Source organism: Verrucomicrobiia bacterium, assembly GCA_035946615.1.
GTDB lineage: Bacteria > Verrucomicrobiota > Verrucomicrobiia > Limisphaerales > UBA8199 > DASYZB01.
On record DASYZB010000117.1, the window covers coordinates 1 to 26,499 of the forward strand.

Here is a 26,499-nt window from a genome sequence, read left to right on the forward strand (position 1 = left end):
TCACAGAGGGACCCCTCTCCCCGGCCCTCTCCCCTCGAAAGGGGAGAGGGAGAATGCCCGGCAGGTTACGGTTGCGGCGCATGGGTAGTCCGTCGCACGGCCCTTCCAATAAAAAATGACTCCGTCTCTTTAACATGAACATCCCGAAACCCGTCTCAGGCCGCGTGGCGGTATGCAGTTGGTCCCTCCAACCAGCCAGCCCGGAGGAATTGGCCCTCAAATTGCGCGCTGCGGGCGTGCGGCGGGTCCAGCTTGCGTTGGATCCGTTGCGGCAGAAACCGGCTGTTTGGGGCCAAACCCAGCAGGTCTTTGAGCACAATCAGATTTCCATCATCTCCGGCATGTTCGGCTGCGTTGGGGAAGACTACAGCACGCTGGAATCCATCCGCGCCACCGGCGGCCTGGCCCCGGACGCCACCTGGCCCCAGAACTTAAAGAACATCATCGAGACCGTCGCATTGTCCGAAAAACTGGGGTTGAAACTGGTCACCTTCCACGCCGGCTTCCTGCCCCACGACAAAGCCGACCCTGTCTTTGCCAAGATGCTGCGGCGCCTGGGCGAGACGGCTGATGCCTTCGGCGCCGCCGGTATCGACGTGGCTCTCGAGACCGGCCAGGAAACGGCGCGGGATCTGGCGCGACTCCTGCTTGAACTGGACCGCCGGAACGCCGGCATCAATTTCGATCCGGCCAACATGATCCTCTACGACAAAGGCAACCCCGTAGAGGCCTTCCGCCTCCTGGGGCCCTGGGTGCGCCAGGTCCACATTAAAGACGCGCTCCGGACCAAAACCCCCGGCACGTGGGGCCAGGAGGTCCCGGCGGGTTCGGGTGAAGTGGATTGGCCAAGGTTCTTCGAGATCCTCAAGGGATTGAATTACAGCGGCCCCTTCGTTATCGAGCGCGAGGCCGGCGGCCAGAGGCTCGCTGACATCGTGCGCGCCCGGGAACTGATCGAAAAGCAACTCCGTTGAAATGAAATCCGAAGAACCTTCATCAGAGAAAATAAACGTGGCGGTGGTTGGGCTCGGCTTCATGGGGGTGACGCATCTGCGGGCCTACCTGGACAACCCTGCGGCCAACGTGGTGGCCGTGTGTGACGCCGCGCGCCTGCCGGTCAATGGCATCCTGCAAGGGGTGGCCGGGAACGTCAAAAAAACGGCTGACATCAACCTGGGCCCCGAGGTCAAAGTGTTCCGCCAGCTTGAAGAGGTCCTCGCCGAGCCGGAGGTGGCGCTGGTCGATCTGTGCACGCCCACCCCGCTGCATCCCCAGCAAGCCGTCGCCGCGTTGAGAGCGGGCAAGAATGTGCTATGCGAGAAGCCCCTGGCCCGCACGTCGGCATTGGCGCGAGACGTTCTGAATGCGCTGGAAACAGCGCCCGGCTTTCTGATGCCGGCGATGTGCATGCGCTTTTGGCCCGGCTGGAGCTGGCTTAAGGAGGTGGTCGAGCAAAAGACCTACGGCCCCGTGCTAGCCGCCCGGTTTCGCCGGATGTCCGAGATGCCGGCCTGGAGCAAGCAAGGCACTTACTCTGCCGGCGGCGACCTCGGCGGCGCTCTTTACGACATGCATATCCATGACACCGATTTTGTTCATTACCTCTTTGGCCGCCCAGAGGCTGTGTTCTCCACCGGCCAAAGCAAGGACGGCGGGCCGATCAACCATGTCGTCACCCAGTACGTCTATCCGGGCGGGCCGACGGTCTATGCGGAAGGGACCTGGTTGTTAACCCAAGGCTTTCACATGGCTTACACGCTCCATTGCCAAGGGGCGACGCTGGATTTCGATTTGGCCCGCGGCCCCCAGGCGATGCAGGTAACCGAACCTGGCCGGCCATCGAGAGTGGTGCTCAACGACGGACCGGATGGTTACGCCGAGGAGATTCGCTACGTCCTGGAGTGCGCCCAAAAACGCCAGAGGCCAACGGTGGTGACCGCGCGCGACGGGCTTGTGGCGCTGGAAATCTGCGAGGCCGAGGAGAAGTCGGTGCGGTCAGGGCAGGCGGTGCTGCTGGCAAAATGAGGGGCGCCCTCAGGCCGCGCGGAGCGAGACACTAATTTCACGAATTAACACGAATTTTTTTTGAGATCGCAGCGAGATTGTTTTGTACGCTGAACGGGTGAGATGAAGGCGGGTGAGATGAAGGCACGGAGGCGCGCAAAGATTATGAGAGGAGAGATATTGAAATTGAAAGGGATTTGCTTTTTGGCACGCGAATTGTTTTGGCAGACGGCGGCACAGTAAAACTGCCTGAGCGCGGGGGCAGGAAAGGGGCCTCCTCTCCCCGGCCCTCTCCTCCAATGGAGGAGAGGGGGAAGACTGCCACTGGCCCTGCGGTGGCGCTGATTGCAAATTGATGATTGATTTGACAAGCGTGCCGCGTTTCCGAAAATGAGCTGTTGCTTGTAATCAAGAACTTCGAACACCCTGAGCTATGGCTGTAAAAACTTTGGAAAAACCCGCCGAGAAAGCCGCTGATAAGGTCATAGATGGCAAGGCCGCTGAGGCCGCAAAGGTCTCGGCAGCGCGTCAGCGCGATCTGGATGCCGCCATTTCCAGCATTACCAAGGCCTACGGCGAGGGCAGCATCATGCGCCTGGGCGACGCCCGGGCGCTCAAACAAATCGAGGTCATCCCCACGGGCGCCCTGGCGGTGGACCTGGCCCTTGGCGTGGGCGGTATCCCGCGCGGGCGGGTAGTCGAGATTTTCGGCCCGGAATCCTCCGGCAAAACCACCCTGATGCTCCATGTCATTGCCAATGCCCAAAAGGCGGGCGGCCTGGCGGCCTTCATCGATGCCGAACACGCCCTGGACCCCGGCTATGCCAAACGCCTTGGGGTCGATCTTGAAGATTTGCTCGTCTCGCAGCCCGACAGCGGCGAGGAGGCCCTGTCCATTTGCGAAACCCTGGCGCGCTCCAACGCCCTGGACGTGATTGTAATTGACTCCGTCGCGGCCCTGGTGCCCAAGGCGGAGTTGGAAGGTGAGATGGGCATGGCGACGATGGGCATGCAGGCCCGCCTCATGAGCCAGGCCCTCCGTAAATTGACGGCGGTTCTTGCCCGCGCCAAGACCACTTGCGTTTTTACCAACCAAATGCGCGAGAAAGTAGGCGTGATGTTTGGCAACCCCGAGACGACCCCCGGGGGAAAGGCGCTCAAGTTCTATGCCAGCGTCCGCATTGATATCCGGCGCAAGGACACCATCAAAGACGCCGCGGGCAATGCCATTGGCAACCATGTCAAGGTCAAGATCGTCAAAAACAAAGTCGCCCCGCCCTTTGCCGAGGCCGAGTTTGATATCATTTACAATCATGGAATCAATAAGGAAGGCAGCCTGCTGGATGTCGGCATCGACGTGGGCGCCGTGGATAAGAAGGGGGCGTGGCTCCAGTTTGATGGCGAGTTGATTGGGCAAGGCAAAGAAGCAGCCCAAAAAACCCTGGCGGAAAAACCCGAGTTAGCGCAAAAGATCGTCGAGGCAATCATGGCCAAACGCAACTCCCAAAGCGTGGCCGCTGCCGCCTGAGCTGCGGGGGCAAGGTAAAGGGCCTCCTCTCCCCGGCCCTCTCCTCCACGGGAGGAGAGGGGGAAGACTGCCAGTCAGGCCAACTGGCGGCACCGCCGCAAGCGCTTGTACCGAGTTTATTGGCAGGAGGGCATCTTGACACTGCCACCGGAACGCCGGCTTCAGCCGGCAGCAGTGCGTAATTCACCACCCCTGCCGGCTAAAGCCGGCGTTCCGCTGCGGCTACAACAAGTTCCCGGTGGCAGTGTCAAGATGCGCTCTATTGGCAGCCGGCGGTTTCGGAAGAGTTTGACAACTGTGGCAATTGGGGCCATTAGAGTAGCCATCATCCAAGGCGCGGTGGGTTTCTGCTGCTGGTTGTACATTGTTAAGGACCTTTTATGCGCAATACCGGAAAAGCTACTCTAAAGCCAACGAGTTTAAAACCGCCTCGAAGCGGAGCAACCGCCCTATGCCCTGGATGCCTGGCCTTGGGCATGGCCGTTGTTGCCATATCGGCCACCGCCGTTTTCGGCTCCGAGGATGTGCCGCACCGGCCATTTGCGCAACTGGCTGATGTGCCCGAGCCGGGACAATTCATTGGCGGGCTGGTCTATGAGGAGTCGGAGGCCTATCACATTTTCGTTCATGGCGCTTCTCAAGACATCACTTATCATTCCGCTGACGGAGAGAAGTACGGAATCGACATCAACCAGGGTTTTTTGGCGCTGCAGTACGGGATAACCGAACGGTGGGCAGCCGATGTCAACATCGGGGGCACCACCGTCGGGTGGCGTTACTTCGATAATGGCAAGGTCCAATCGGCTACCGGGCTTATGGACTTCGATTTCGGCGTCCGCTACCAGGCCTTCAACGAAGCCAAAAGCGATTCTCCCTGGGTGCCGACCCTTACCTTGCGCGCAGGGGCCGTCTTGCCGGGCTCTTACAACGAGAATTTTCCGTTTGCACCCGGTTTGCGCTCGGCGGCCATCGAGCCGGAGATTTTGGCACGGAAGCATTTTGGCTGGCCGGGCCTGGGGGCATACACGGACCTGCTGTACCGCTGGAACCGCACAACGGCCAACGATCAGTACATTGCCGTGATAGGTCTGTTTCAGCAGATCAAAGGCTGGGAATTGGATGCCGGCTATCGTCACTTGCAAACCATCTCGGGTTCGGACATCTCGTTCACCTCGGGTGTGCCAACCAGCCTGGTCTATCCGCGTGACCCGCGCGAGATCAGCGAGTCCATTGAGGCCGGTTTTAGTTACACGACTTCCAAGCGTCATATCCGCTACGGGTTCCAGTCGCTAACGATTTTCGCCGGCAACAACGCCGACCGCGCATTCTGGGTCGGCGGTTCGATAGACGTGCCCTTTGGCGGCAGACACCACGAATAAAAGACGGGAGGCCGGCGGTGAAACGCGTGCGGGCCGGGCAGCGGTACATTTTCAAAATGCCCTGGGAGGGGGTGTTTCAGATCACGTCTTGACATTGGAAGAAGTTGTTGGTTTGATTGACTAAACACGCATTTTGCCATGGGATTGTTCGGACAACAGGAACGAATTGACGACACGCTTAAAGCGGATTCCAAGATCGTGCTGGTCTGTGGGGATTCAGCAAAGACACTTCAAGCCATGCCGTCCGGTTTTGCGAAACTTATTATCTCTTCGCCTCCTTACAACATCGGAAAAGAGTATGAGGTTCAGACCAAGTTGGATGGTTACCTGGAGGGGTTAAAACCGGTGCTGGATCAACTCGCCAGAGTCCTTGCGGACGGGGGTTCGTTATGCTGGCAGGTTGGGAATTACGTAGAGCGCAGCGAAGTTTTCCCCCTCGACATCTACTTTTACCCAATTTTTAAAAAGCTTGGATTACGACTCCGCAATCGGATCGTGTGGCATTTCGAGCACGGCTTGCACTGCTCTTTAAGGTTCAGTGGCAGGTATGAAACCCTACTGTGGTTCACCAAAGGACAGGATTATACTTTCAACCTGGATGCTGTCAGGGTGCCGTCGAAATATCCTGGCAAAACACACTATAAACCCGGGCCAAACTACGGGAAATTCTCAGGTAATCCTCTTGGCAAAAACCCAAGCGATGTTTGGAGATTAATGGCGCACGAGTGGGAAAGCGGCCTTTGGACAATCCCCAACGTAAAAGCCAACCACCCGGAAAAAACAATTCATCCATGCCAATTTCCCATTGAGTTGGTGGAGCGCTGCGTCCTGGCCTGCACAAATGAAGGCGATTGGGTTCTGGACCCATTTTCCGGCGTCGGAAGCGCATTACTCGCGGCCGTGCGGCACAGCCGGAAAGCTTTCGGGATCGACAAAGACTTGGAATATATCCGCGAAGCCAAGGCCAGGATGGGCAAACTTTTTTCCGGTGAGCTGCCTTACCGTCAACTCGGCAAGCCAGTTCACCAGCCGACCGGACGTGAGAAAGTCAGCCAGGTTCCAACGGAATGGAAGAAAGAAACCCAAAACGCCAATGATTCTTGCGGCCAGCTATTCGTTCAATAACGGCGAACGCGCGGTCAAGGAGGCGTATCCGGATCTCCTGCAGGAAATTACGGACTCCATAAGCAAAGTTAATGCTCTGGATTGCAAAACCAAGAAGAGCAACGAAAAGACAATGCCGGGGGATATGCTTTACTCCCCAGTGGCTCTCAATAAACAATTCAAAAAGCAGTTGCTTCCGAAGGGGTGGAGCACAGTTCGCGTTAAATGCGAATACGCGACGGAGTATTATGCAGAGGGATATGTTCCCAAAAAGCTTCGCAAGGGCGCATTCCGAGAGATGGACTTTATTAAACGAAAGCTCGGGGTTGAAATCCAATTAGGGAAATATGCTTTCATGGTTTACAACGTTGCTGCCAAGATGACGATCTTTCGCAACCTGGGGCACATTGACACCGGCATTGAAATAGTTCCCGTTAAAGGTTTGGCCGAGGGAATGAGTAGCGGCGTCAGTTATTTTGAGCAGTTTGTATGGGACCTTGAAAGGCGCGGAGTGGCGAATATTGACGTGCCTGTTCTAATCCTCGGGATCGACGATGTTTATTGTCCACCGGGAAATGCGTAAATCGAAAGTGCACCGCTACTGCGTCCCGGGCTGGCTTGCGTTGAGGCGGGTTTGCTCTCACACTGGTTTATCGAGTGCATGAACTGGTGAAAAAAATTGAGGCAGACGCCGCGGCGCGGCTGCCGTTGCCCCCGGGCCGCCTGCCGACCCAGGAACTGGCGCGCTACAAGGCCTTTCTCAAACTCGAAGGACACCGGCTCAGGATGCAACACCGGGCGGGCGGGGGAGGGTTGGAGACATGCCGGGCGCGCGCGACGATGCTGGATTTGTTGCTGCGCCATTTGTGGGAGGGGGCCAGGGCCAGCCTGTCCGAGCAGGGGCAGAAGGAGTTTCCGCCGATGGCGCTGATTGCCATAGGTGGTTACGGGCGGGCGGAGTTGAACCCGCACAGCGACATCGATTTCATGTTCCTGCACGAGCGCCAGATTGCCGGGAGCCGTCCGTTGCCGCATTTGTCCAAGGTCATCGACGGCTTGCTCTACCCGTTGTGGGACCTCGGGCTGAAGGTGGGGCACTCGGTCCGAACAATCGAGGAGTCGGTGAAAGTGGCCAATACGGACATGCAATCCAAGACCTCGCTGATTGAGGCGCGGCTGATCAGCGGGGATGAGGCGATGTTCAAGAAATTTGAAAAGACGATTCGTTCCAAGTGCGTCGAGGGCTGCGAGGAGGAATACATTGCGATGCGGCTCGAGGACCAGGCCGCCCGGCGGGCCAAGTTCGGCAATTCGGCCTGCATGCAGGAACCGAACCTTAAAAATGGTTGCGGCGGCCTGCGGGATTACCAGAACCTGCTCTGGATGGCGTTGTTCAAGTATCGCACCCGTTCGTTGAAGGATTTGCAGGGGCACCAGTTCATCACCGAGAGCGAGCGCAAACAACTCGAAGCGGCTTATGATTTTCTCCTGCGGGTGCGCACCGAGATGCATTACCATGCCAACCGGGCGATGGATGTATTGAGCAAGAGCCTCCAGCCGGCGATTGCCCATAACCTCGGCTACCGCGAGCGCTCGCCCAGCAAGCGCATCGAGCAGTTTATGCGCGCCGTTTATACCCACTCGAGGAATATCTTTCTCATCACGCGCACGCTCGAACAGCGCATGGCTCTGTTGCCCCGCCCCAAGCGCCTTTCACTGCGCTCCTTTTTGCCCAAGGGCAAAACCCCTCCCGTCGAGCAGGTCGATGGCTTCAAATTCGTCGATGGCGAGATTCGCGCCGCCGCCCCGCGCGTCTTCCGCGAGCAACCCCGGCGGATGATGCGGGTTTTTATATATGCGCAACAACGCGGGCTGAACCTGGACCCGGATCTTGCGCAATTGGTGCGCAACGACATCGGGCTGGTCGATCGCTCGTTTCTCTCGGACGAGCATGTGCGCGAGTCGTTCCTGATGATTCTGAGCCAGCGCGGCAACGTCGCCCGGGTTCTGCGCGCCATGCACGAATGCGATTTGTTGGGCAAGTACATCCCCGAGTTCGGCAAGTTGACCTGCCTGGTCCAGCACGAGTTCTATCATCAATATACCGCCGACGAGCACACGCTGATGTGCATCGAGCAGCTCGACCGCATCTGGGAAGCCAAGGCGCCCCCGCAGGATGCCTACGCCCCGCTGTTCCAGAAGCTGGAACGGCCCTTTTTGCTTTATCTTGGCCTGCTTCTGCACGATGTGGGCAAGCCGGAGGGGCACGGCAATCATGCGGCGGTGAGCGCCCAATTGGCGCAGCGGGTGGCCAAACGGCTGGCGCTGGATGCCGCCTCGACGCAGAATCTGACGCTGCTCATCGAGAACCATCTTTTGATGGCCAGCACTTCCCAGCGGCGCGACCTGGACGATGAAGCCGTCATTCGCCGCTTTGCCGGCCAGGTGCAGGGCCCGGAGAATCTGGCTATGCTCACCCTGCACACCTTCGTCGATTCGCTGGCCACCAGCGACAAACTCTGGAACGGGTTCAAGGATTCGTTGCTGTGGAACCTGCATCATAAAGCGCTCCGGCTGCTCACCGGGGCTACCGAGTTCATGCGGGCAGGCGAGAAGCAGCGCGAGCTGCTCATGAATGAAGTCCGCCGGCAGATGCCGGACCAGCTCACTGACGAAGAGTTGCACGCTCATTTTGGCACGCTGCCCCAGCGTTATTTCCAGGTCCACTCCGCGCGGGAAATCCTCGATGACCTGGTCCTGGCGCACCGGTTCATGCGTCTCCAGGTCTCCGACGAGGAGAGCCCGCTCTCACCTGCGGTCAACTGGCATAATTACCCGGACCGCGCGTGCAACGCGGTGAAGGTGTGCACGTGGGACCGGGCGGGATTGTTCAGGAAGATCGCCGGGTCGCTGAGCGCGGCCGGGTTGAACATTCTGAGCGCACAGATTTTCACCCGCTCTGATGGAGTCGTGCTGGACACCTTCTTCGTCAATGATCCCAGGTCGGGCAACCTGGCCGGGGTGGACCAGCGGGACTTGTTCGAATCGCTCATCGACAAGGCGCTGACAGGCGAGGAGATTGATTTTCACGCGCTCATTGCGCGCCAGAAGGTGACCCGGCCGGCCTACCAGGCCTATACCGGGGAGCGCATCCCAACCCGAATAGCCTTTGATAACGAGTCTTCCGACACCCGGACCGTCATTGAAATCGAGAACGAAGACCGGATTGGGCTGCTGTACACTATCTCGCAGGCCCTGACCGCTCTGGAGCTGGACATCTCGGCAGCCAAGATCAACACCGAGAAGGGAGCCGCCATCGATATCTTTTACGTCCGCGAGTTGGCCGGCGGCAAGGTAATGGACCCGGCCCGACAGCGAACCATCGAGAGCCAGCTCCGGCAGGCGATTCGGGTCTTGGAAAAGTTGTAGCGAAAACAAATCGTTTGTCAGGGCCCCTGTTGCGCCCTAAGTTGGATGAGTCGGAAAGGGCGCTGGAAGGGCAAGTCTGCGCAGCCCTTTGTAACGATGCACGAATTATCGATCATGCAAAGCGCGTTGAGTGTGGCTCTGGTGCAAGCGGCCGAGGCCGGGGCCAGCCGGGTGCATCTGATCCGCCTGCGCATCGGAGCGCTCAGCGGTGTAGTGCCGGACGCCTTGCAATTTGCCTTCGAGGCCCTGGCCCCGGGCACCCCCGCCGAAGGGGCCGAGTTGGCCATCGACCATATCCCCGCGCGGTTTTGGTGCTCGACGTGCTCACGTGAATTCCAAGCCGACGACATGCTGGCCGAATGCCCTTCCTGCCACCAGCTCAGTGGAGAATTGCGCGCTGGACGCGAGTTGGAAGTAGCCTCAATGGAGATTGAATAATGTGTAGAGATTGCGGATGTGGATTGCCGGGCGAGAACCCGGCAGGTGTTAGCGCCGTTCACGGACATGAGCATGAGCATGACCACGAGCATGAGCATGGACCGGGACATCATCACGGTGAGGAACATGACCATTCGCATTCACACACCCACCGGCATGCTCATTCCCACGGCAGCGTGGACCATCAACCCCTCGCCCAAGAGCGGCGCGTCGTCGAGGTGCGCCAGGCTATCCTGGAAAAAAACGATCGCCTGGCCGAGCGCAACCGAGGATTCTTTCACGCTCGCGGTGTGCTCGTTCTGAACATCCTTTCCTCGCCGGGTTCCGGCAAGACGACCTTCCTGCAGGAGACCCTTCGGTCGATGGGGGGGAAACTCAAGGCGGGGTTGGTTGTAGGCGACCTGGCAACCGATAATGACGCCCGGCGGTTGCGCGGCGCGGGGGCGCCGGTTGTGCAAATTACCACTGGCACCGTGTGCCATCTGGATTCCGAGATGGTGGCACGGGCTGTTCAGCAACTTCCTCTAGACCATCTCGAGCTGCTTTTCATCGAGAATGTCGGCAATTTGGTTTGTCCCGCCTCCTACGATTTAGGCGAGGACCTTCGGGTCGTCCTGCTCTCGGTCACCGAAGGGGAGGACAAGCCGCTGAAATATCCGCCTATTTTCCAAGCGGCGGATGCGGTCATCATCAGCAAGAGCGACCTGGCGCAGGCCTGCGGTTATGATCGCGCCGGGGCATTGGCCAATATCCGCAGGGTGGCGCCCAAGGCGCGCATCTTCGAGCTGTCCGCCAAAACCGGGGAAGGCATGGAACCCTGGCGTCAGTTCCTGCTCGAAAAGCATCAAGCCACTAAAAGCTGCCATCCCTTGGCGTGCTGACTGTACCGGTGCGAATCGTGCCGGCATCACGTTCTGGACCTGAACCCGACCCGGTTGGACGCCCAACTTGCAACCGGCGGGCTAAAGCGCTTTGATGCTCCTTGGGGAAGAAAGTACTTGCTGCTCCGCATTGATTGACTAGCCTCGCACAGCGCTCAGCCAGAACCCAATTATTGAGAATCTTGAACGAAAATTATGGGCGCCAACTACAGCATCGGACTCGATTACGGCACCAACTCCGTGCGCACGGTCCTGGTGGACACCGCCAATGGCCGCGAAGTGGCCACTGCGGTCTGGAATTATGCCCATGGCAATGATGGAGTAATCCTCTCGCGGGATCCGAACCTGGCGCGCCAACATCCGGCCGATTACCTCACCGGAGCGGAGTTCACGATTCGCAAAGCCCTGGCACTGGCAAAACGCAAGGTGCGCGGGTTCAAACCGGAGCAGGTTATCGGCATCGGCGTCGATACAACCGGCAGCACCCCTTTGCCGGTGGACCGCGATGGGATGGCCCTCGGATTGGACCGGAGTTTTGCCAAGAATCCCGCTGCCCTGGCATGGCTCTGGAAAGACCACACCGGCGTCAACGAGGCGGCAGACATCACAGCACTCGCGCGCAAAATCCGTCCGCAGTATCTCGCGAAATGCGGCGGCACCTATTCGAGTGAATGGTTTTTCAGCAAAATTCTGCATTGCCTGCGGACAAGCCCGGAAGTTTTCGATGCTGCTCACTTGTGGGTCGAATGCGCCGATTGGGTTCCCGCCATGCTGACCGGGACGCAGTCTCCCAATAAGCTGGCGATTGGCATTTGCGCCGCCGGGCACAAAGCCATGTTCAGCGACGATTGGGGCGGCTACCCGGATGCTGAATTTCTTTCGCAACTGCACCCGAAGCTGGGCGAGTTGCGCGCGCGGCTGCGCCCCAAGGCATCCGCTGTTGACCGGCCGGCAGGCAGGCTCACGGCCGACTGGGCCAAACGCACCGGGCTGCCGGCCAGTATCCCGGTAGCCGTCGGCGCGTTTGACGCGCACCTGGGCGGAGTGGGCTCGGGCATCCAACCGGGAACGCTCGTCAAGATTATCGGCACCAGCACCTGCGACATGATGGTAGCGCCCCTTGAAGAAAAGCTGCCGGACATTCCGGGCCTCTGCGGGATTGTTGCGGGCAGCATCCTGCCTGGGTTTTATGGGCTGGAAGCAGGCCAATCCGCTGTAGGCGATATTTTCAACTGGTTCACCAATTACATTCAACCTGGGGGCAAAAAGGCCGGCACACATGAGGCCTTGAGCAAAACCGCAAGCCGGACCGCCCCTGGCGAATCGGGTCTGCTGGCATTGGATTGGAACAACGGCAACCGGACAATCCTGGTTGATCAGCGTCTAACGGGCCTGCTGTTGGGACAGACGCTGTACACCACGCCCGCCGAGATTTACCGCGCCCTGATCGAGGCTACCGCTTTTGGGGCAATGACCATCATCAACCGTTTCGAGGAATACGGGGTCAAGGTCCGGCAAATCGTCAATTGCGGCGGGATTGCTGAGAAGAATCCATTGGTGATGCAAATCTACGCCGACGTGACAGGCCGGCCGATTAAGATATCGCGTTCAGGACAAACTTGCGCCCTGGGCGCCGCTATAGCCGGGGCAGTCGTTGCCGGCAAGGCGGGTGGAGGTTACGACAAATACGCCGAGGCTCAGAAGTCGATGACCGGCTTGAAATCGCGCGTGTTCGAGCCGAACCCGCAAGCCCACGCGGTCTATGAGCGGCTCTATGCGCTTTACCGCAAGCTCCACGACGCATTTGGCACACAGCAGGCTGACGGGGCCTTGTACGGTGTGATGAAGGAGTTGATCGAAATCCGCAACCACGCGCGAACTTAAATCCCTCATGCTGGAACGACTCCGAAGAGAAGTTTATCAAGCCAATCTGCGGCTGGTCCGGGAAGGATTGGTCATTCATACCTGGGGCAATGCAAGCGGAATCGACCGCAAAAAAGGGCTGGTGGTGATTAAACCATCAGGGGTGCCTTACGGCCAGATGAAGGCGCAGGATATGGTTCTGGTCCGCCTGGAAACAGGCGAGGTGGTCCATAGCAAACTGAAGCCCAGCTCGGATACGGCAACGCACCTGGCCCTTTACCGGGCGTTCCCGGGCATCAGCGGCATCGTCCATACGCATAGTCTCTATGCCACGGCCTGGGCGCAAACCTGCCGTGCGCTGCCCGCCCTGGGCACGACCCATGCCGATTACTTTCATGGCGCGATACCCTGCACACGCCTTTTAACACCAGCAGAAATCGCCTCTGATTACGAAGCCAACACCGGCAAGGTTATCGTCGAGACCTTTGGCGGACGCGATCCGCTGGCTTGTCCCGGGGTGCTGGTCGCCAGCCACGGCCCCTTCGCCTGGGGCGCTTCGGTGGCCGACGCTGTTCATCACGCGGCTATTCTCGAGCACCTGGCACGATTGGCAGGCGAGACCTTGCGCCTGTTACCGGCAGCAAAACCGATGAACCAGGCCTTGCTTGATAAACATTTCCTGCGCAAACATGGTCCGGGCGCTTACTACGGACAAACGGCGCGCAGCGAGAGGCCGGGCCCTTCTGGCAATAAAACCCAAACAACCTAAACATGCGCGCATGGACATAACCATCACCGGAGGGTGTCGATCAGAGACTCCTTACGACGTCTCCTACATTAACAACATGCTGACTCGTTGACCAACCTAACCATCCTTATGCGAAATAATCATCCTATGGTCGGAATTCTTCCGGTGGCAATTGCGGCGACAGCGTTAATGGCGCTGGCTGGTTGCCATTCGTTGTCCAGCTCGGGCTCATCAGGCCACATCCAACGGCAGCCCTGGGGCCATGCCCAGGACGGCGCGCCAGTGGACCTCTATACACTGCGCAACGGCACCGGGGCTGAGGCGCGCATTTGCAACTACGGCGGATTGCTAATCTCGCTCAAGATGCCCGATAAGAACGGGCGGCTGGGTGATGTGGTGCTTGGATATGATAAGCTGGCGGATTACTTGAAAGACACGCCGTATTTCGGGGCGCTGGTGGGACGCTATGGCAACCGAATCGCCAAGGGCCAATTCACTCTTGATGGCCGGCAATATACATTGGCTACCAATAATTATCCTAATTCCCTCCACGGCGGCGTGAAGGGGTTCGACAAAGTGATGTGGCAGGCCAAACCGGTCGAGACCCCCGATGGGCCCAGCCTTGAGCTAACCTACCTGAGCCATGATGGCGAAGAAGGCTACCCGGCTGACCTCACGGTCAAGGCAACCTATACCTTGACTCATGATAATGCATTGAAGCTCGAGTACACCGCCACCACAGACCGGGACACCATTCTGAACCTGACACATCACTCCTACTTTAACCTGGGCGGCAAGGGCACCATCCTCGAGCACGTCGTCCAAATCCCCGCCGATAAGTTTACGCCTGTCGATGAGACCTTGATCCCCACCGGGGAATTGCAGCCGGTTGATGGCACGCCTTTTGACTTTCGACAACCGACCGCGATTGGGGCGCGCATCGGCCAGGATGACGAGCAGCTTAAGTTCGGCAAGGGCTACGACCATAACTGGGTCATCAACAAGCCGCTCGGCGAATTTGGCCTCATGGCGCGCGTTTATGAGCCTTCCAGCGGACGGGTCATGGAAGTGCTCTCGACGTCACCGGGTCTGCAGTTTTACTCGGGCAACTTCCTCGATGGCACGCTCACGGGCAAGGGCGGTTGGGTCTATCAGTTCCGCGATGCATTTTGCATGGAGCCCCAGCATTACCCGGATTCAGCCAATAAGCCGCAATTCCCCAGCGTGGTGCTCCGACCGGGGGAGACCTACCACAACCTGATTGTTTATAAATTCTCTGTGGGGAGTCCGTAACGTGAACTACATCTTTAATCTGCCGATACTTCCCGCTCTCTCCTTCCGAATGGGAGAGGGGTCCATCCCTATAGTCTATACCAGGCCCCCATGTATAACCGACACATCCTCCTATGCCCTCCCTCCTTGCGACCGTTGACCCGGCAACCTCTACGTTAACCGGCCTGGATTGGCTGGCGATTGCATTTTACTTCGGCATCCTCCTTTGCGTTGCATGGTGGGTCGTCAAGCGGCGCAAAGACACTGCGGCTGATTATTTCCTTGCCGGACGCAACCTGAGTTGGTGGATCATTGGGGCATCCATTTTCGCGTCGAACATAGGTTCGGAACACATTGTGGGCCTGGCCGGCTCGGGCGCCAAAGACGGTGTGGCGATGGCGCATTACGAACTGCATGCCTGGTGCCTGTTGGTCCTGGCGTGGGTGTTCGTGCCTTTTTATGCGCGTTCCCTTGTCTTTACGATGCCCGAATTTCTTGAACGGCGATTCTCGACCCAATCGCGTTACGTGCTTTCCATTGTCTCACTCATCACCTTTATTGTGTCGAAGATCGCGGTCGGGATTTTCGCGGGCGGGCTTGTCTTTGCCACTCTTCTTCCGGAAATCCATCTTCACCTGGGCGGAATTGACATCAACAGCTTTTGGCTTGGCTCGGTTGCGGTGATTTTACTGACTGGCCTCTACACCGCCCTGGGTGGAATGCGCGCGGTGGCTTACAATGACGCCGTTCAGGTTCTTGTGCTCATCAGCGGCTCTGCCTTATTAACCTTTTACGGGCTGGCTAAACTGGGCGGCTGGGGCGAACTGCGCCGCCTTTGCGGTTCGGACATGTTCAACCTTTGGAAGCCCTTAATTCCACCGGGTGTGCAGGGGACCTGGGCGCCGGTCAAAGAGAGCGGGCGGATGGCCTGGTATTTCAATGATTATTATCCCTGGTTGGGCATGCTTTTCTGCGCGCCGATTATCGGTCTGTGGTATTGGTGCACTGACCAGTATATCGTCCAGCGCGCATTAGGCGCCCCCAACGAACAGGTGGCCAGGCGCGGCAGCATCTTCGCCGGATTCCTAAAGCTTTTCCCGGTGTATCTCTTTTTGATTCCGGGGCTGATTTGCTATGCATTGGCCAAGAGCGGGAAGGTGCCCGCCTTAAGCGGCATGATTGGGCCCGACGGCAAGGTCATCTCTGACCAGGCGCAAGTGGCCTTTCCGTTGATGGTCAAATACATGCTGCCTGCCGGGTTGCGGGGGATAGTGGTGGCCGCTTTGCTCTCGGCCTTGATGGGCTCGCTGGCAGGCGTTTTTAACGCTTGCTCAACCCTTTTCACAGTGGACCTGTATCAGAAATGGCGGCCCGCGGCCAGCCAGCATCAAATCGTCCGCACAGGCCGCATCGCCACCACAACCATGGTCATCATCGCCCTGCTTTGGATACCGGTCGTGCAGGGCGCTCACAGCCTCTATAATTATCTCCAGGCTGTTCAAGGGTATTTGGCCCCGCCGATATTTGTGGTGTTTTTCTTCGGCGTCTTTTGGAAACGGCTCAACGCCGCCGGCTGTTTTTGGGCCATGGTCGTTGGCTTTAGTCTCGGCCTGTTTCGGATGCTGGTCGATACGCCGGTGACTCTCGGATTAAAGGGTTTTGAGAACGGCTACACGCCCGGCTCATTTCTGTGGATCATCAACAACACTTATTTCCAGTATTTCAGCGTTCTGATCACGATCGTTTCCGCAGTCGTCATGGTGGCAGTCAGCTATATGACAGCAGCCCCCGATTATCCGGCTATCAAGAGCCTCGCGTTCGGCACCGCCACTCATGAGGACCGCACACAAACCAGGGCCAGTTGGGATTGGCGTGACATCGCCGGCTCGGCAATTGTTCTGGGAGTTATCATAGCCGGATACCTCTATTTCCGCGGATAAGGCTGTTTCCATGACTGCTCGAAATGCTGTCCTGTCTTTGCTTTTAGCTCTGACCGGCTTCAGTGCAGGCATCCTATTCGAGCAACACGTGATCAGCTCCCGAGCCAGAGGCGAAGGTTTTGGGCTGCCATCGGGCGCGACCAATGCCGCGATCACTCCAATGGATTCCCGATTTGTTGGCAACAGCCCGGCAAAAAAATCAAAAACACCCAAATCGCGCGCGGAAATCGAGGCCGCTCTCAAGACAGCTCTCGGCACAGCCAACTCGCGCCGGTACGACGCGATGGACCATTTTGTCGAGGCACTGGACCCCGGAGCTATCCCGCAGGTGCTGGCATTAATCGAGCAGGAGGCGCCCGTCAATGAACGGGCTCAGCTCCGCAACCTGCTCTTGGGACGTTGGGCGGACACCGACCCGCTTTCAGCCATTCAGTACGCCGCAAAATTGGCCGGCTTTCAAAACCGGAACGCAGCCGTCCTGACGGTGGTGCAGGGTTGGTCTGAGAAAGACCCCGCGGCAGCCGCCGCCTGGGTGCAGCAGTTGCCGGCGGGCCAGCTCCGCAACCAGGCCATCGGCAGTGTCAGCAGTAATCTTGCGCGCAAAGACCCGCAAGCCGCCTTGGCGTTGATGGAAAGTTGCGGCCTCAATAACCAGCGATGGGGGATAGCCCAGGGCATTTTCAGCACCTGGGCTGAGAGCGATCCCGCTGCGGCGGCGGCAAAGGCGGCTCAACTGGTGTCGGGTCAACAACGCCAGCAAGCCCTGCAGGCGGTCGCCTTTCAATGGGCAGACAAAGACCCACAGGCAGCGCTGGCCTGGGCAAATAGCTTGCCCGCAGCGCGCGACCGGAACAGCACGCTCTCGACGGTCATCGCCCAGTGGGCCAGCTCGGACCCCAAAGCTGCCGCAGCCACAGCGCTCACCCTTTCCCCGGGGCAGGAGCGCAATAACGCCATCTCCTCGGTGGCCGCGAACTGGGCCAACACGGATTTAACAGCCGCCCTTGCCTGGGTGCAGCAGTTGCCCGAAGGCCAGGCCAAACAGAATGCTTTTTCGAGCTTGGGTTATCAATGGATTCAAGCCGACCCGCAAGCCGCATTGAGCTTCGCACAGGGCTTGCCTGAGGGCCGGATGCGCAACGATCTTCTGGCCAACTTCGTCGGGCAATTGGCCGAGAATGATCCACAAGCCGCGATGACCTGGCTTCAGGCCCTCCCGCCCGGTCCATCACGAAATCAAATCGTCGCCAGCACGGTTGGCCGGCTTGCCTGGAGTGATCCGTCCGGCATGGCCGGTTTGTTAGCGACTCTTCCGTCGAGCGAAGCAAAGAACCAAATGATTAACCAGATCGCTCAAAGCTGGGTCCAGCTTAATGCGCAGCAAGCCACTGATTGGGTGAACTCGCTCCCGGACAGCCCGGCCCGGCGTGACGCCTTGCGGACCCTCTCTTATTCGCTTGCGGATAGCGACCCCAAAGCGGCTGCGGATTACGCGTTGAGCCTGCCTTCCGGCCAACTGCGCACCGATTTCATCAGCCAGGTCGCCGAGCGATGGAGCCAGCAGGACCTCAGCGGGGCCGTGGCCTGGGTCCAGGCGCTGCCCGACGGCAAGGCCAAAACTGAAGCCCTCAGCCGGCTCAGCTATCAATGGGTCCAAACCGACCCGCCAGGAGCGGCCACTTTTGCGCAGGGCCTCCCGGCGGGCGACGCCCAGAACCGGCTTATCGACAATATCGCCAGCCAATGGAGCTTGGCGGACCCAAACGCGGCTTTGGGCTGGGCAAATCAGCTTCCCGAAGGCGATGCGCGGAACCATGCCTTGAGCGCAGTCATTGAGGGTTGGGCGCAAACCGCGCCTGCAGACGCTGCAGGTTACGTCGCCGGTATGTTCTCGAGTCCGACGCAGGAAAAGGCCGCGTTGTCTGTCCTGTCGCAGTGGTCACGGATTGAGCCCGACGCAGCGGCAACCTGGGCGGCGAGCTTTGGTGAAGGCCATCTGCGCGAAGAGGCCCTGAGCAATGTCATGAACTCATGGGCGAATATCGACCCGGCCGCAGCCGGACAATGGCTCCAGACCCTGCCGCCAGGCACCTCGCGCGAGGCCGCGCTGGCCGCGTATGTCAGCCAGCTTTCCAATTCATCCCCGGAACAGGCCGCCCCGTGGGCCGCAACCATCTCGGACCCAAACACCCGCCTTTCCCAAATCGAAAATATCGCCCAACGCTGGCTGGAAACGGACCCTTCGGCAGCGAAAACCTGGCTTGGGACCCTGAACTTGCCGGCCGATGTCACGCAGCGTTTGCTGGGAGCGCGAAGCCCCCAGGAACCCTGACCAAACCGGCTCTCCCCTCCTCCTCGTCCTCCTCTTTCGTCGTTCGTCCTCGGTTTGAGTTTTTGAGTTTTGGAGAAAGAGGACGAATGGCGGCAGTTCCTTTATTAAAACACGCTGTCAGGCAATGTCGTACAAGAGAATTATACATTCCCCGACCCGAGAATTGGACCTTCCCTCATATCCCGCAGATTGAGCCCGGGTATTCTTTCAGTCCGACGGCGCCCATCGCGCGAACCCGGATTTGCTGAGATATAAAATGAGATTTGTACAGAAACGGATTATTTATGCGGGGGCCAACCGGATTGCCAGGTGTGGTGTGTCCGCCCTGGCTGCCATCGGGACAAGCGGTTGCCTGTTTCTTTGCAGCTGCGGGCATTCGGACCCCACGGCTGCGGCAGAGGCCGCCAGTTCGACGACTAATGCGGCGCAGGGCGAGGCGAGCATCGAGCTGACCACAAACCAACTGAGTGCAATCCAGATTCAGCCGGTGGGGACGTACCTGTTTCCAGAGGACAAGGAGGCGGTTGGCACGATTGATTTCGATGAGAATCGGTCGGTGCAGGTCTTTCCGCCTTACCAGGGAAAGCTCATGACGACGTTCGTGGCGATGGGCGACGAGGTCGAGAAAGGCCAGCCGCTCTATACGATCGATAGTCCCGACCTGATTCAAGCGGAGTCCGCCCTGATTACCGCCGCTGCGACTCTGGACCTCACCAGTAAAGAACTGGCGCGAGTGAAGGACCTTTACGGAACCAATGGCATTTCACAGCGAGAACTGGAACAGGCGACCTCGGACCAGCAGGCTGCCGAGGGCGCTCTCAAGGCCGCGCATGATGCCCTGCGGGTTTTTGGGAAAATGGACAGCGAGATCGACCTCGTTGCAAAGTCCCGGCGGATAGACCGCGCGCTGGTGGTGCGCAGCCCGATCACGGGCCAAGTGACCGCTATGAACGCCCCGCCTGGCCTGCTGGTGCAGCCCGGAACCGGTTCGGCGCCGTTTTCGGTAGCGGACTTAGGGACCAAATGGATGCTGGCCAACGTCATCGAGAGCGATAGCCCGCTCTACCGGGTTGGGCAGCCCGTCCAGGTCAAAGTGCTGGCCTACGCCGACCGCGTGTTCAAAGGCACAATCGCCAAGGTCTATCCCATCGTCGATCCCAATACCCATCGTTTCACCGTCCGGTCCGAGATCAAAGACCCCAAAGACGAGTTGCGTCCTGGCATGCTGGCCAACTTCACCATTCAGGTGCGGGCGCCGGTCGAGTCGGTGGCCATTCCGGCGGAGGGCGTGGTTCGCAATGGGGACGGAACCATGGCGTCCTGGGTGACGACGGACCGCCATCGGTTTTCGGAACGGCTCGTGAAAATTGGGCTGGAACGCGATGGCCGGTACGAGGTCCTGGACGGCTTGCACAAAGGCGAACTGGCGGTCACAGACGGCGCGGTCTTCCTGAGCAACCTCCTCGAAGCCCCGCCCACCGATTAACCCGCAGAATGCTTAAGACCATCATAGCCTTTTGCCTGAGCCGCCGGGCGATTGTTGTTTTCGCGCTGCTGGCCTTTGCCGGCGCGGGGGTCTCGGCCTACAAAAAGCTCAACATCGAGGCATACCCAAACCCAACGCCGGTGATTTTGGAAATCACGGCGCAGGCGCCCGGCCTTTCGGCCGAGGAGATGGAGCGCTACTACACGCGCCCAATCGAGATTGGGCTCTATACGACACCGGGCATCGACGTGATTCGCTCGACCTCATTCTATGGGTTGTCGTTTGTGCGCGTGGTTTTCAGGTATGGCGTCGATTTTCATTTTGCTTACGCCCAGGCGGCCATCGCGATGCAGCAAAATGTCGCGCTGCCTGGTGGCCAGGTCCCCACCATTCAACAAAACAGCTCGACCGGTGAAATCTTCCGCTACCAGGTGGTCGGGCCGCCCCATTTCGGGTTGATCAATCTGCGGACCGTGCAGGACTGGATCGTGCGGCGCCGGCTTTTGACCATCCCCGGCATCGTTGCGGTGAACAGTTGGGGCGGGCCTACCAAGGAATTCCAGGTTGAAGTGGACCCGCGCAAGCTGGAAACTTACAACGTAACGGTCCCCCAAATTCTCACCGCGCTGGGCAACGCGAACCTCAACGTGGGCGGGCGCGAGATTCGGATTGGGCAGCAATCGATCAATATCCGCGGGGTCGGCCTGATCAATGATGGCGGGGACGACGATCTGACCAAGGGCTATAATGTGAGCGACATCGAGAACGTGGTGTTGAGCCAATCCAATAGCGTCCCGCTGTTGGTGAAGGATGTGGCAAAAGTTTATGTCGGTTATGTGCCGCGGCTGGGGATTTTGGGGCGCGACCAGGCGGACGATGTCGTGGGGGCTATCGTGGTGATGAGCCGCGCCGAAAAGACGGCCAATATGATTCCCAAGGTCAAGGAGGAGATTGAAAAAATGAACCGCGACGGCAGCCTTCCCTCCGGGGTGCGAGTGGTCCCGTATTATGATCGGTCGTCACTGATTGCCGTCACCACTCACACCGTTTTGCACAACCTTGTTTTCGGCTGCATCCTCATCTTCTTCATCCAATGGATTTTCCTGGGAGACCTTCGCAGCGCGATCATTGTGGCAGCGAACATTCCCTTTGCGCTGTTCTTCGCCATCATCCTGCTGGTGATTCAAGGCGAAAGCGCCAACCTGCTCTCGGTGGGCGCCGTTGACCTGGGCATCATCGTGGATTTCGCCGTCATTTTCGTTGAGAATATCTTCCGGAATTTCCAAAGGCCGCCGGGAGAAAAGCACGGCCTGTTTCAACGGCTTGCGGAGGGCTTTTGGGGGGCGGACCCGACCAGGATGCCGGTGGACCACACGGCGGTGCATGGCTGGACGGACCGCCTGCGGCTGATTTTGGTTAGCGGATTGCAGGTGGATAAGGCGGTGCTTTTTTCGGCGCTCATCACGGTGGCCGCCTTTGTGCCGTTGTTCACCATGCAAGGCATCGAGGGGCAGATCTTCGGGCCGATGGCCCGCACCTATGCCTACGCCCTGGCCGGCGCGTTGATTTCAACCTTCACCGTCACCCCTGTCCTCGCCTCATTTTTTCTCCCAAAAGAAGCGAAGGAAACCGAGACCCTCCTGGTGCGGTTGCTGCACCGGCTCTACAACCCGGTGCTGCGCTTCACCCTGGCCAACCGCGCCAAAACCGTCGCCCTCGGCGTCGTCTTTCTTGCGATAGCCGCATTCCTTGGCTTGCGCCTTGGCAGCGAGTTCCTGCCGCAGCTTGAAGAGGGGAATTTTTGGATTCGGGCCTCGATGCCGATGACGCTGGCGCTTCAAGATGGCGAGGCGGCGGCGCGAAAAATGCGGCTCATTTTGAAGGAGCATCCCGAAGTCCTTACCGTCGTGTCGCAGCATGGCCGGCCTGATGACGGCAGCGATGCCTCCCCCTTCTCGAACGTCGAGCTATTCGCGCCCTTGAAGCCCTTCGATCAATGGCCGGCGGGATTGACAAAGGAAAAACTGACCGAGCAAATCCAGTCCGAGTTCGAGCGGCAGTTGCCGGGCGTCACATTCAATTTCTCGCAATACATCCAGGATAACATCGAAGAGGCCATCTCGGGCGTAAAAGGCGCCAATTCGGTCAAGATCATCGGGCCGAACCTCGAAACGCTCACGAAATTAGCCAACGAGGTCAGGGACCAATTGCGCCAGGTCACAGGGATTGCCGACCTGGGCGTGTTTCCGGTCCTTGGCCAGCCCAACCTGAACATCCAGGTGGACCGCGCCAAAACCGCCCGTTACGGCCTGAACTCGGGGGATGTGAACTCGGTGATTCAGGCGGCGCTGGGTGGGGCGGTGGCGACGACGGTGCTGGAAGGGGACCGGCAGTTTAGTGTGGCGGTGCGCTATCCGCCGGACTGCCGTGACAGCATTGAAAGAATTCGAGCCATCAAAGTGGCTTATCAGGCGGGCAGCGGGGCGAATGCCTACATCCCTCTGAACGAGTTGGCCACTATCAGCCTCGACACCGGGGCAGCCTGGATTTATCACGAAAGCACGCAACGGTTCATCCCGATTAAGTTCAGCGTGCGCGAGCGCGACCTGGGCAGCACCGTTGCCGAGGCCCAGGCGCGCATTGCGAAATATGTCGTGCTCCCGCGCGGTTACCGGATGGTATGGTCCGGCGAGTTCGGAGACCTTCAGGAGGCCAAAAAACGGCTCGAACTGGTTGTCCCGGTGAGCCTGCTGCTGATTTTTGGACTGCTCTACAGCCTATTCAATTCCCTTGTGGAATGTTTGCTGACCCTCTCCGGGATTACCTTCGCGATTGCCGGCGGCGCGTTGGCCCTCTACGTCTCGGGCCTCAATTTCAGCATCTCGGCTGCCATCGGTTTCATCTCGCTCTTTGGCGTTTCAGTAATGAATGGGATTTTGCTGATGACTTACTACAACCAGGCAAAACTTCGCGGCATGAACGCGATGGACACCATGTTTCATGCCGCCTCAACCCGGATGCGCCCGCTACTGATGACCAGCCTCTCGGCGTGCATCGGCCTGCTCCCGGCGGCGGTTTCAACCGGCATCGGCAGCCAGGTCCAACGCCCTCTGGCCACGGTCATCGTGGGGGGCATGTTCATCGGGCCCATCATGCTGCTCATCGTCGTGCCGGCGCTCAAGATGATCGTTTTGGGCGGGGCCCATGCTGGAGCCGAAACCAAAGCGCCGCCGGGATAATTCCAATGTCTCTTGCAAATTCAACTGGAATCCCTCGCCGCTTCCTGACGGTTTTGGGAGCATTCGCCCTCGGAACAGCTTTTGCCGGGGGGCCTTCGCGCACGCCCCTTGAGCCGGCAAACAGCCACGTCCCGGGTTCAATTCCTCAAGCTCCTGGGACCAAACCTGAAGCCCGGCGCCATTCCAACATCCCGGAAACCCCCGAAGCCGCAGGACACTCCCCCAATGAGAGCCCTCTCGCCCCTCGAAACCCTGTCCCCGAAAACAGAGCACGGACACCGCATCCAGCCCTTCCCCTCTCGCAGCGGCTGTTTGGAAATGGCGGGCACCCTGTTGAGCCGCTTTCCGGCAAAACGCAGAACAAGAGCTTTTCGGCGAATATCGGAAGGCCTCCCCAACCCCGCTTGGATTTGCCTCTGAAAGCGGCAAGCCTTGGGGCGCCCCTTCATAAAATGACCAGTTCGCCCCGGCCAGTGGCCACTTTACCCGAAGCCCAATCGCCCAACCTGTTGGCGCCTCATCATGGGCCTGGCGCCGCAACGGTAGGTGGGCCAGCCACATCCTGGGCAAGGAACAATTCAGTCCTCAATGGCACGGGAATGAAAAGAAGACCATGAAACGGAATTCTACCATTTGCCGTCTGCCATTTGCCGCCTTTGGTTGCGGTTCCGCCGCGCTGCAATCCCTATTGGGGTTTGGGATTTCTGGATTCGCTGTAGCTGTTCTAGGAGCGTTGCTCCTGACCGGTTGTGCCGTGGGGCCGAACTTCAAGAAACCGGCTCCTCCCGATGTTAGCACCTACACCGCCAGCCCGCTGTTGCAAACCAGTGGCACAACAAACGTCGCCGGCGGCGAACCGCAGCGGTTTGTCAATGGAATCGATATCCCTGGAGAGTGGTGGGAGTTGTTTCACTCGAAACCGCTCAATGATTTAATCGAGCGGTCGCTGACGAACAATCCCAGCATCCAGGCTGCCCAGGCGGCTTTGACAGCCGCCCGCGAAGCTGTGCTCGCCCAAAAGGGCGCTTATTATCCCAGCGCCTCAGCAAGCTTCTCGGCCACCCGCCAGAAAACGGCCCGGGAACTGTCCTCCATACCCAACTCCGGCGCGCTCTATTTCAGTCTTTATACGCCACAGCTCAGCGTGTCTTATGTGCCGGATGTTTTTGGCCTGAACCGGCGGACGGTCGAGTCGTTGCAGGCGCAAGCTGAACAGGCCCGCTTCGTCCTGGCGGCGACGCACATTACTTTAAGCGCCAATGTAGCGGCTGCGGCCATTCAAGAAGCTTCGTTACGGGCGCAAATTGCCGCAACGCACCAGCTTCTGGCGATTAACACGAACCTGCTTCAAATCCTGCGCAACCAGTTTGCAAAGGGGTATGTCAGCCGGTTTGAAGTCGCCGCGCAGGAATCGCAACTGGCGCAGGAGGCCGCCACCCTGCCTCCGCTGCTCAGGCAACTGGCCCAACAACGCGATCTCCTGGCAGCGCTCTCGGGGAGTTTTCCCAGCCAGGGACCGTCTGAGCAATTCGAGCTTTCGAGTTTGCAACTTCCCAAGGAATTGCCTTTGAGTCTTCCATCGCAACTCGTGGCCCAGCGACCGGATGTGCGCCAGGCCGAAGAGAACATGCACGCCGCCTGCGCGCAGGTCGGCATTGCCGCTGCCAACCGCCTCCCGAACATCGCGCTGACAGCCGATGCCGGGAGCATGGCCCTTGAGGCCAGCCAGATATTCGCCAACGGCAGCGGCTTTTGGACTTTGGCGGGAGCCGTCACGCAGCCTCTTTTCCAGGGCGGCGCCTTGTTGCACAAACAACGGGCTGCCCGCGCCGCTTTTATCCAGGCTGCCGCCCAATACCGCAGCACGGTGGTCACTGCCTTCCAGAATGTAGCCGATACCCTGAATGCGCTGGAACAGGATGCCAATGCCCTCAATACCGCTGCGGCTGCCGAAGAGGCCGCCGGCACAACACTTAATCTGGCCCGAAGCCAATGGCAAACCGGCTATGCCAATTACCTCGGCCTGCTCAGTGCCCAGCAGGCCTACGAGCAGGCTGTGATTAATCTCGTGCAGGCCCAGGCCAATCGTTATGCTGATTCCGCAGCGCTCTTCCAAGCCCTCGGAGGGGGCTGGTGGAACCGCGCCGATTTGACAAAAAACTAATTACTCATTATGAAAAAGTTCCTTACTCGCCGGCTGACTGCGGGTCAGGCTGTTGTGGTCATTGTTCTGGCCCTGATTTTGGCGGGGTTGGGGTATCTCGGCTATAATCTCGTCAGCGCAGCGATACTCGAGGCCCGGGTGAAAGCGGCATTGCCTCAAGTCTGCTCGGCTATCCGCAATCAGCGCAAGGTCCTTCTCAGCGCCATTGAGGCCTACAAGTCCCATTTTGGGGTGTATCCGCCCGACCATCTGCTCAGCCGCCAGCCCCTGGTGGTGGACGCGGTCACCAATACGCTGCTCTATGAACTGGCTGGTGTGGTCTATAATCCAACCAACAAAGCGTACCGCCTTGACCGCATGGAAGAAGCTGATGCGGATTTCGTAAAGAGGTTCTTCGGGTGTGATTTTAAAAACTGCTCCACAAACCCCGCAGCGGTGCAGAATTTTCTGGGCGAATTCCCCCCGTTCCGCCAGGTCCATGATGATCCGGACACATACCTCTTAAGTTTTGCTCTCTACTCGGAACCGGTCGAACCGGAACTACTTTATCAAATGGATTCCAGTCCATGGCGTTATGTCTCTTCTGCCCCGACCAACAATCCGGGCCGATTCGATTTGTGGATGGAGGTGTGGACAAAAACCCGCAAGGTGACGATAGGGAACTGGAAAGAGGTCGAGTAATCAATTGACAA

General features: G+C 58.8%; 18 protein-coding genes. All 18 read left to right on the plus strand.

Going from position 1 to position 26,499, the window contains the following annotated elements; all coding sequences use genetic code 11:
* The first annotated feature begins 134 nt into the window (after positions 1–134).
* The 18 genes from VG146_17560 to VG146_17645 all read left to right on the plus strand — a co-directional run bounded on the left by VG146_17560 (position 135) and on the right by VG146_17645 (position 26,488).
* Positions 135–974, plus strand: coding sequence for a sugar phosphate isomerase/epimerase family protein (locus VG146_17560; protein HEV2394163.1), 840 nt, complete (start codon positions 135–137; stop codon positions 972–974).
* A 1-nt stretch (position 975) separates the two neighbouring features.
* Entirely contained in the window at positions 976–2,025 is a 1,050-nt protein-coding gene (locus VG146_17565) for a Gfo/Idh/MocA family oxidoreductase (GenBank protein ID HEV2394164.1), read from the plus strand.
* Between the two features lie 412 nt (positions 2,026–2,437).
* Positions 2,438–3,532, plus strand: coding sequence for a recombinase RecA (gene recA, locus VG146_17570; GenBank protein HEV2394165.1), 1,095 nt, complete (start codon positions 2,438–2,440; stop codon positions 3,530–3,532).
* 380 nt (positions 3,533–3,912) lie between these two features.
* Positions 3,913–4,911, plus strand: coding sequence for a hypothetical protein (locus VG146_17575; GenBank protein ID HEV2394166.1), 999 nt, complete (start codon positions 3,913–3,915; stop codon positions 4,909–4,911).
* A gap of 138 nt (positions 4,912–5,049) precedes the next feature.
* The gene (locus VG146_17580; GenBank protein ID HEV2394167.1) at positions 5,050–6,036 is read left to right on the plus strand and encodes a site-specific DNA-methyltransferase; all 987 of its coding nucleotides are present in this window, start codon (positions 5,050–5,052) and stop codon (positions 6,034–6,036) included.
* Positions 6,005–6,598: a BglII/BstYI family type II restriction endonuclease gene (locus VG146_17585; protein HEV2394168.1), complete on the plus strand. Its 594-nt coding sequence runs from the start codon at positions 6,005–6,007 to the stop codon at positions 6,596–6,598. Before VG146_17580 ends, VG146_17585 begins: the two co-directional genes overlap by 32 nt.
* Before the next feature lie 86 nt (positions 6,599–6,684).
* A complete protein-coding gene (glnD, locus tag VG146_17590) occupies positions 6,685–9,444 on the plus strand; it encodes a [protein-PII] uridylyltransferase (protein ID HEV2394169.1) in 2,760 nt (919 codons plus the stop codon).
* A 96-nt stretch (positions 9,445–9,540) separates the two neighbouring features.
* Positions 9,541–9,882 (plus strand): hydrogenase maturation nickel metallochaperone HypA, encoded by a 342-nt coding sequence (gene hypA / locus VG146_17595; protein ID HEV2394170.1) that lies wholly within the window; start codon positions 9,541–9,543, stop codon positions 9,880–9,882.
* Entirely contained in the window at positions 9,882–10,763 is an 882-nt protein-coding gene (hypB, locus tag VG146_17600; protein HEV2394171.1) for a hydrogenase nickel incorporation protein HypB, read from the plus strand. Before hypA ends, hypB begins: the two co-directional genes overlap by 1 nt.
* A gap of 195 nt (positions 10,764–10,958) precedes the next feature.
* Positions 10,959–12,647 carry a ribulokinase gene (locus tag VG146_17605; GenBank protein ID HEV2394172.1) on the plus strand — a complete coding sequence of 563 codons (1,689 nt, stop codon included), beginning with the start codon at positions 10,959–10,961 and terminating at the stop codon, positions 12,645–12,647.
* A 7-nt stretch (positions 12,648–12,654) separates the two neighbouring features.
* The gene (locus tag VG146_17610; protein ID HEV2394173.1) at positions 12,655–13,395 is read left to right on the plus strand and encodes an L-ribulose-5-phosphate 4-epimerase; all 741 of its coding nucleotides are present in this window, start codon (positions 12,655–12,657) and stop codon (positions 13,393–13,395) included.
* 126 nt (positions 13,396–13,521) lie between these two features.
* Positions 13,522–14,667, plus strand: a complete 1,146-nt coding sequence (locus VG146_17615) for an aldose epimerase family protein (protein HEV2394174.1) — start codon at positions 13,522–13,524, stop codon at positions 14,665–14,667.
* Positions 14,668–14,780: 113 nt separating this feature from the next.
* Entirely contained in the window at positions 14,781–16,586 is a 1,806-nt protein-coding gene (locus VG146_17620; protein HEV2394175.1) for a sodium:solute symporter, read from the plus strand.
* Positions 16,587–16,596: 10 nt separating this feature from the next.
* On the plus strand, positions 16,597–18,918 hold the full coding sequence (locus tag VG146_17625) for a hypothetical protein (GenBank protein HEV2394176.1): 2,322 nt from the start codon (positions 16,597–16,599) through the stop codon (positions 18,916–18,918).
* A gap of 256 nt (positions 18,919–19,174) precedes the next feature.
* On the plus strand, positions 19,175–20,404 hold the full coding sequence (locus tag VG146_17630; protein HEV2394177.1) for an efflux RND transporter periplasmic adaptor subunit: 1,230 nt from the start codon (positions 19,175–19,177) through the stop codon (positions 20,402–20,404).
* 8 nt (positions 20,405–20,412) lie between these two features.
* The gene (locus VG146_17635) at positions 20,413–23,643 is read left to right on the plus strand and encodes a CusA/CzcA family heavy metal efflux RND transporter (protein HEV2394178.1); all 3,231 of its coding nucleotides are present in this window, start codon (positions 20,413–20,415) and stop codon (positions 23,641–23,643) included.
* A 613-nt stretch (positions 23,644–24,256) separates the two neighbouring features.
* Positions 24,257–25,807 (plus strand): efflux transporter outer membrane subunit, encoded by a 1,551-nt coding sequence (locus tag VG146_17640; GenBank protein HEV2394179.1) that lies wholly within the window; start codon positions 24,257–24,259, stop codon positions 25,805–25,807.
* 9 nt (positions 25,808–25,816) lie between these two features.
* Positions 25,817–26,488 carry a hypothetical protein gene (locus tag VG146_17645; protein ID HEV2394180.1) on the plus strand — a complete coding sequence of 224 codons (672 nt, stop codon included), beginning with the start codon at positions 25,817–25,819 and terminating at the stop codon, positions 26,486–26,488.
* The last annotated feature ends 11 nt before the right edge of the window (positions 26,489–26,499 follow it).

Bases quoted from the DNA above. Each gene is read 5' to 3' on its own strand.
- VG146_17560 (HEV2394163.1), top strand. From the start codon at position 135: ATGAACATCCCGAAACCCGTCTCAGGCCGCGTGGCGGTATGCAGTTGG.
- VG146_17565 (HEV2394164.1), top strand. From the start codon at position 976: ATGAAATCCGAAGAACCTTCATCAGAGAAAATAAACGTGGCGGTGGTT.
- recA (HEV2394165.1), top strand. From the start codon at position 2,438: ATGGCTGTAAAAACTTTGGAAAAACCCGCCGAGAAAGCCGCTGATAAG.
- VG146_17575 (HEV2394166.1), top strand. From the start codon at position 3,913: ATGCGCAATACCGGAAAAGCTACTCTAAAGCCAACGAGTTTAAAACCG.
- VG146_17580 (HEV2394167.1), top strand. From the start codon at position 5,050: ATGGGATTGTTCGGACAACAGGAACGAATTGACGACACGCTTAAAGCG.
- VG146_17585 (HEV2394168.1), top strand. From the start codon at position 6,005: ATGATTCTTGCGGCCAGCTATTCGTTCAATAACGGCGAACGCGCGGTC.
- hypA (HEV2394170.1), top strand. From the start codon at position 9,541: ATGCACGAATTATCGATCATGCAAAGCGCGTTGAGTGTGGCTCTGGTG.
- hypB (HEV2394171.1), top strand. From the start codon at position 9,882: ATGTGTAGAGATTGCGGATGTGGATTGCCGGGCGAGAACCCGGCAGGT.
- VG146_17605 (HEV2394172.1), top strand. From the start codon at position 10,959: ATGGGCGCCAACTACAGCATCGGACTCGATTACGGCACCAACTCCGTG.
- VG146_17610 (HEV2394173.1), top strand. From the start codon at position 12,655: ATGCTGGAACGACTCCGAAGAGAAGTTTATCAAGCCAATCTGCGGCTG.
- VG146_17615 (HEV2394174.1), top strand. From the start codon at position 13,522: ATGGTCGGAATTCTTCCGGTGGCAATTGCGGCGACAGCGTTAATGGCG.
- VG146_17620 (HEV2394175.1), top strand. From the start codon at position 14,781: ATGCCCTCCCTCCTTGCGACCGTTGACCCGGCAACCTCTACGTTAACC.
- VG146_17625 (HEV2394176.1), top strand. From the start codon at position 16,597: ATGACTGCTCGAAATGCTGTCCTGTCTTTGCTTTTAGCTCTGACCGGC.
- VG146_17630 (HEV2394177.1), top strand. From the start codon at position 19,175: ATGAGATTTGTACAGAAACGGATTATTTATGCGGGGGCCAACCGGATT.
- VG146_17635 (HEV2394178.1), top strand. From the start codon at position 20,413: ATGCTTAAGACCATCATAGCCTTTTGCCTGAGCCGCCGGGCGATTGTT.
- VG146_17640 (HEV2394179.1), top strand. From the start codon at position 24,257: ATGAAACGGAATTCTACCATTTGCCGTCTGCCATTTGCCGCCTTTGGT.
- VG146_17645 (HEV2394180.1), top strand. From the start codon at position 25,817: ATGAAAAAGTTCCTTACTCGCCGGCTGACTGCGGGTCAGGCTGTTGTG.